General features: G+C 44.2%; 6 protein-coding genes. All 6 read right to left on the reverse strand.

The window, feature by feature from the left end:
- Window positions 1–189 precede the first annotated feature (189 nt).
- The 6 genes from ACE1AQ_RS22865 to ACE1AQ_RS22890 all read right to left on the reverse strand — a co-directional run bounded on the left by ACE1AQ_RS22865 (window position 190) and on the right by ACE1AQ_RS22890 (window position 5,461).
- Window positions 190–894: a DUF2993 domain-containing protein gene (locus ACE1AQ_RS22865; RefSeq protein ID WP_008201265.1), complete on the reverse strand. Its 705-nt coding sequence runs from the start codon at window positions 892–894 to the stop codon at window positions 190–192.
- Between the two features lie 157 nt (window positions 895–1,051).
- Complete coding sequence (locus tag ACE1AQ_RS22870; RefSeq protein WP_008201267.1) at window positions 1,052–1,858, reverse strand: TPM domain-containing protein; 807 nt, start codon at window positions 1,856–1,858, stop codon at window positions 1,052–1,054.
- Window positions 1,859–2,104: 246 nt separating this feature from the next.
- Window positions 2,105–2,470 (reverse strand): hypothetical protein, encoded by a 366-nt coding sequence (locus ACE1AQ_RS22875; RefSeq protein WP_008201269.1) that lies wholly within the window; start codon window positions 2,468–2,470, stop codon window positions 2,105–2,107.
- Window positions 2,471–2,830, reverse strand: coding sequence for a YtxH domain-containing protein (locus tag ACE1AQ_RS22880; RefSeq protein WP_008201271.1), 360 nt, complete (start codon window positions 2,828–2,830; stop codon window positions 2,471–2,473).
- A 389-nt stretch (window positions 2,831–3,219) separates the two neighbouring features.
- A complete protein-coding gene (gene glsA / locus ACE1AQ_RS22885; RefSeq protein WP_008201273.1) occupies window positions 3,220–4,236 on the reverse strand; it encodes a glutaminase A in 1,017 nt (338 codons plus the stop codon).
- Between the two features lie 121 nt (window positions 4,237–4,357).
- Entirely contained in the window at window positions 4,358–5,461 is a 1,104-nt protein-coding gene (locus tag ACE1AQ_RS22890) for a glycosyltransferase family 4 protein (RefSeq protein ID WP_106908179.1), read from the reverse strand.
- Window positions 5,462–5,992: the final 531 nt, after the last annotated feature.

Consider the following 5,992-nt stretch of genomic DNA (forward strand, 5'->3'; position numbering starts at 1 on the left):
TGCTTCGCCCCTACAGGACGCGGGCCGATGAAGACGCAAGGTTTTGAAGCACGATTCTCTCAAAATCTTGCACCTGTTTCGCGAGAAAAGCCACAAAACCCTTACCTTGCCTACATTTCACCTTTATTCAGCAAGCCCTAATTAGGTGGGTTAAACTAAGTTAACCCACCGGGATCATTGCGTTTATTTTTAAGGTAAAATCAAAAAACTTCCCTGACAGAAAAGAGTTTGAGCGTCGAGAATAAAAGATTTAATCTCCACATCTTTGCCTAAATCGACAGTAAAAGGTTGCAAATCCATAGATAAATCTGGGGCTAAACCTTGCCATTGTCGGGGATTAATCCCTAAAGTGCGAGCATCTTTTAAGGTAATATCAGCGCTAAAAATTACTTCTGCACCTGTTTCTCTATAGCCGAGAAGAGAGAAATAACCCTGATTTAGGAGAACACTTTTCCAGTTAAACTGCTCTGGTGAGATAATTTCTCTGGCGTTAACAACTCCGTTATTTTCTAGGGAAAAAATTAGTAAATCGGCAAAAGCATTAACTAAAATAGTCGAGGCGATCGAATTATTTAAATCCTGCTCGTTAATTTCCACTTCACCGCTAACCCGAATAGGTTCCAAAATTTTTAGGGGTTTCCCTCGCAAAACCTGCCCGATATTAAGACGAATATTTTCCCCTCTTAATTGCGCTTTACCTAGATGTAAACCTTGATAAATCGCTTTTCCTACGGCTAAAAATACCCCGGGGATATAACCGCGCAAAATTTGCCGATCATGACCTTGCAGCTGCATTTCTAAATCTTCTATCTGTTCTACTTGCGTTCTTAAGAACAGACGTACTGCTGGCGGCAAAACCTTGCTAATAATCTCACTTTGAGTATTGACCCACATAAACGTTATCTCACTCACTCCACAATTTTCCTAATTGTAACAGAGCTAGATCGATCGAACCATGAGGGGCTGCCGTCAGCTATCATTTATAGGTAAAAACTTCGCTACTTTCTTTTCACTGATTACTGATTACTGATCACTTAAAAGCCGCTAATTTTTAGGTTTTTGAGGCGTTGAGGGAATTAAAACGAGGGGAAAGATAGGCGACTAAAATCCCGAGGACAAAACCGATTAAATTGCGGAAAAGGGGCAGTAATTCACTGGTGCGAGTAACTACCGGTCCGATGCCAAAAGCAACAAAGAGGATAAACCAGAGGGGAGAGACAATTAAAACCCATTGCCAAGCGAAAACCTGTCCTTCTTTGCGGGGAATACCAGCAAAACCGAAGACTAAACCGCCGACAATTGAGGTAATTAAAGTTAGGATCCACTGTTCCCTCGGTAAACCGGGGACTACCGCACAACCACCTTTAACTAAACAGCCTTTTACCGTGTCCAAGGATTGTACGATCGCATTATTCTCGCCATTTTCCCGGACAAAATACATATTACCGAAACGGGCCTGTAACTCGATCCAAAAAGTGCGGGGTAAAAATTCATAGACGGCATCACCAATACTAAAAGATAGTAGATTACCGCCGCGACCATCGGCCACTAGGAGAATACTTTTATCATCCAATCCCCAGAAATTAATCACTGCCCGGCCGGGGCTGCGGTCATATTGGGTTAAAACTCGCATTTTCCAGCCGGTTTCCCCTTGAAATGTCTCGATATCTCGGATTAATGCCTCTTCCTGTTTTGCGGGTAGATAATTGGCTAAATCAACGATCGGAGTGGCTTGATTGGGCAGTAATTCGGGATTATTTACCGCTAGAGCTTGATCCGGGCAGATAATCCAACCCAGACAGCTAATGACACCAATGACAAGAGCGATCGAGATTCCTCGGCAAAAACGATTGAGCATAGCACTTCTAGACAATGAGAATTTTTTCAGCAAGGGTGTAGGCTAACTTTCAGTTTCTTTACACTTATTTACTTTATCTTAAGGGAATTCTCAACTTTAGTCACTCAGTTATCAGGAGTCGGTCATCAGGATTCAGGAGTTGAGAGTTGGGGTTTGAGGGTTTTGGGGTATTAGTTGAGATTCCCCTATCTCCCCACTCCCCCATTTCCCAATTTCCCACTTCCCACTTCATAATTCCCCATCTCCTTAACTGCGTTTCCAAGTATTCCAAGCGACTTTAAAACCGATCAAGAGGCGACGGCTGCCACGATCGAGCTTGCTAAGACCAGCTTTAGCATTACCGAGACTGCGATCGACTCCTTGGACAACTTGGCGGGTACTTTTGACCCCTTCATCGATATTGTCGGTTAATTCACTGATTTCCGCCCCTGTCAGGCGAATTGCTTCTAGAGTCGGGGGAAATTCCCGATGCAGGGTATCGAATAATTTTTCGGCACTGCGGGCTGCCCGGGCTAACTCTTGCAGGGCAGGTAAAGCGGCGATGAAAACCGCCGTTAAACTAACGGCGACTAAAAGTAAAGAACATCCTAGCCAGAAAATAGGTTCGGTCATTTAATGGTCATTCGAGTGATGATTATCGCCCTGGGGGGATTCTTGCGAGTCGGGGAAGGGATTGTCCGTGGCTAGACTTTGACTAGCTTCGATTCCGGCAGTCACCGCCTCTTTTAATCTAATTAAAGTATCATCCCAATTACGCCTGGCTGATTCCGATAGGCGATCGGCCTGCAATTGCACCGTCGTGGTCAGATCTTCGGCTAATTCTGGCAACGCGCGAGCGGATTTTCGCAGAATTCGACGGGTTTCTTTTCCAGATCTGGGCGCTACTAATAAACCCGCCACTGCCCCGATCGCACTGCCCACTAAAACCCCGACGACAAATAAGCCGCCGTTACCGTTATTTTTATCTGCCATAGGATTGCCCTTGTACTTAATTCCCAATTTTACGAGCAATTACACTTCTCTTGTGCAGTTTCTTCGGCAAAATTTTGACCTGTTGCTCTTGGCCAGCAGCAACAGACCTAAAAGGGATAAATTGAGAAAAAACTAGCGATCGGGAAAAACCTGATTTTATTGCCGACTTTGAGCCAATAAGGGAGTGAAAAAGAAGAACCTCTGGGAGTCTTGCCGTGTTTCGACCCCAAAGGTTCCTCTTATGCTGAACTTATACTCCTCACACAAGACTTATAATACACACCATCTGCTGTTTTTGTCAAGAGGGTTACGAAATTTTTTCCACAGACCTCTAGCCAAATTAATTTTCTAGGGCTGGTAGGTGCTGCTGCCAGGGACAGCTATCATTATCAACTATTACCTTCAAGCCATGTTTTTAAATCTCGTTCTGGTTTGGCCACATTAAATAAATGTAAACCAAAATCCTCTGAAATATCTTGACAAATTTTCACTCCTCTGATGCTGTTGCCTTTTTCATCTAAAAGGGGGGAAAAAGTGCCAATTCCCAAGTGATGGGGAACTACTGCCGTAATGCCGCCCCCGACACCGCTTTTTGCTGGTAATCCTACCCGATAGGCCCATTCTCCTGAAGCGTCGTACATTCCACAGGTAAGCATAACACTGATCACATCTTGAACGTAGTGTTCATCGATCGCCCGTATTCCTGTGATGGGGTTGACACCGCCATTAGCCAAGGTAGCAGCCATCAGGGCTAAATCGTGAGCATGGACGAGAATGGCACATTGTTGACAGTAAAGATCGAGGGTTTCTTCAATTTTATCGCTAACCATGCCAAAATTTAGCATCAGATAAGCCATGGCCCGATTGCGATTGCCGGTGGATTTTTCCGAGAGAAAAACGGGGACATTAATCTCGTGATCCCTACCCGTATAGCGTTTAAACATTTCTAAAATACGTTTTAGCCTTTCGGTGGCATTCTGTCCGGTGATTAAATCCGTGGTAGCGATCGCACCAGCATTAACCATAGGATTATAGGGACGATTGGTTTTTTCATCGAGAATAATCGAGTTAAAAGCTTCTCCGGTGGGTTCAACACCGACTTTACTATTAACGTATTCCCGTCCGTGATCTTCTAGGGCCAATCCAAAGACAAAAGCTTTAGAAATTGATTGTACTGTAAAGGTTTGCTGACAGTCTCCCACCTCAAAAATCTGACCATCAGTGCTAATTACCGAAATACCAAACCATTCTGGAGCTGCTAGGGCTAATTCCGGAATATAATCGGCGATATGACCCGTCTGTAAATCAGAGTATTTTGCGTGAAGATAGTTAAGATAGTTCCGAAAAGGATAGACTAACTCTTGCTCGGAATTGACGGGACTAATAAAATCTTTTGGGGAGACCATAGGGGAGTATAAGCTGTTAAGTATTAAATTGCTGGTTGAGATGAGGCAAGAGGTAACAGTAAAGGGATTGGGGGGTAAAGGGGGGCGGGAGAGAGGAGGAAGTCCATGAATAGAGAAGGTATTAGATTAACTGCCGTAATTTTGCTTGTAAAGTCTTTTTGCCGAATTTAGTTAGAGTTTGTTGACGCAACCATTGCGGGTGACAACGTGGATCGTGACCTGGCAAAATTTCTAAACAAGCTTGGGCCAGCTTTTCGGCATCTCGATAAGGAATGCGCCACCCCACCAAACCATCCTGCAGCGGCTCCGCCGAACCGTCCTCATCTCCAGAAATCACGGTAATACCGCAGGCCATCGCTTCTAGGTAAACAATCCCGAGTCCTTCCTGGGAGGACATAACGTAAGCATCGGCCAAACGATAATGGTCGGCTAATTCCTCCTTGGGGACAAAACCCGCAAAAATTACCTGTTTATCCACTCCTAACTGCTTGGTTAAAGCTTCTAACCTTGGGCGATCGTCCCCTCGTCCGATGACTAGATATTTTACTTCGGGATAAGTCTCTAGAATTGTCGGCAGGGCCCGAATGGTAAGATCCACCCCTTTATAGATATCCCCCGACCACAACCGGGCCACTGTTAATAAAACTTTGGCATTTTGTCTATCATATTTTTTGATTAATGTCAAGGACTTTTTGCCTAAATTAAACTTTTCTTCATCCACCACACAGGGGAGAATTGCTACTTTTTTGGGATCGATCGCGTTAGCCTGACACATAAGATCGCGAGTGTAACGGCTAATTGTCCAGATTGATGCAGCCGCTTGCAGGGCCTGTTTTTGCGAATTTGGTAAAGGTTCCCAGACTTCATTGCCGTAGGTGAGGACGGTGTAGGGTATGCCTAAAGCTTGACAGTAAAGACGGGTGAGGGGGGCTAAATTTATATGACCACAAAAAACCCTTTGGGGAGGTTTCTGGAGGAGAGAAACCAGAAATTTAAGGGCTAATTGGATGCGTCTGAGAGTTGCTGACTTATTTTTCAGGTAATGAAAGGTAATACCTTGATTTTTGAAAGGATTAGGACAATCAGAGGCATCCCGCAGTAAAAAAACCTCGGCCGCCTCAGAATCGGGTAAAGTGAGATAAGCTGGCAGAACATCCTTGATAGAGGATTGAATACCGCTTTCTTGGGCAAAAATCTCTAAAAATAGGAAGATATGAGGCAGCATAGAACGTCAGCGTCAAAAAGTTTTGGGTTTGGCCGAAAAATTTTCCCCGATCTCTTATCTGTACTATCGCACTTTCTTGATCTATTTCGATCGTCCCCCAAGTAATACATCCTAACCGCTAACAGTCCGAAAAAGAACAATCTAGTCGATCTTCTTGCGTTTAACTGCCAGAATAAGGGTAATTTCGATGCTGATAGCTAAAATAACTGATATTAGTCAGTTTAGCTGATGATGCTGCCAGGGCGATAGATAGGAAGTGAAGGACGGGGAAATAGTCAGAATTTTCCCGGATGCCAAAGATAAACCCATTTCTTTGTCCCCGGTGTCATCGGAGAATCTTCTCTTTTTAACGCTAGATATTTTCAGGAATTACTAGGGACAAAAAAATTAGGCTCTCCCAGGTTTGGTGGGTAAAATGTATTCTAGGATACAGTCCTGCTGGCGAGTGAGTGGAACGAACCACAAAGACACAAAGGACACAAAGATTGATCGATCATATTGTAAGTTAAACTGATCACACAGAACCTAGAA

The sequence above is a fragment of the Microcystis sp. BLCC-F209 genome, from assembly GCF_041928595.1.
Classification (GTDB): domain Bacteria; phylum Cyanobacteriota; class Cyanobacteriia; order Cyanobacteriales; family Microcystaceae; genus Microcystis.

What these genes read in the sequence shown, in the direction of transcription:
- ACE1AQ_RS22865 (WP_008201265.1), bottom strand. Translation starts at nt 894, where the DNA reads ATGTGGGTCAATACTCAAAGTGAGATTATTAGCAAGGTTTTGCCGCCA.
- ACE1AQ_RS22870 (WP_008201267.1), bottom strand. Translation starts at nt 1,858, where the DNA reads ATGCTCAATCGTTTTTGCCGAGGAATCTCGATCGCTCTTGTCATTGGT.
- ACE1AQ_RS22875 (WP_008201269.1), bottom strand. Translation starts at nt 2,470, where the DNA reads ATGACCGAACCTATTTTCTGGCTAGGATGTTCTTTACTTTTAGTCGCC.
- ACE1AQ_RS22880 (WP_008201271.1), bottom strand. Translation starts at nt 2,830, where the DNA reads ATGGCAGATAAAAATAACGGTAACGGCGGCTTATTTGTCGTCGGGGTT.
- glsA (WP_008201273.1), bottom strand. Translation starts at nt 4,236, where the DNA reads ATGGTCTCCCCAAAAGATTTTATTAGTCCCGTCAATTCCGAGCAAGAG.
- ACE1AQ_RS22890 (WP_106908179.1), bottom strand. Translation starts at nt 5,461, where the DNA reads ATGCTGCCTCATATCTTCCTATTTTTAGAGATTTTTGCCCAAGAAAGC.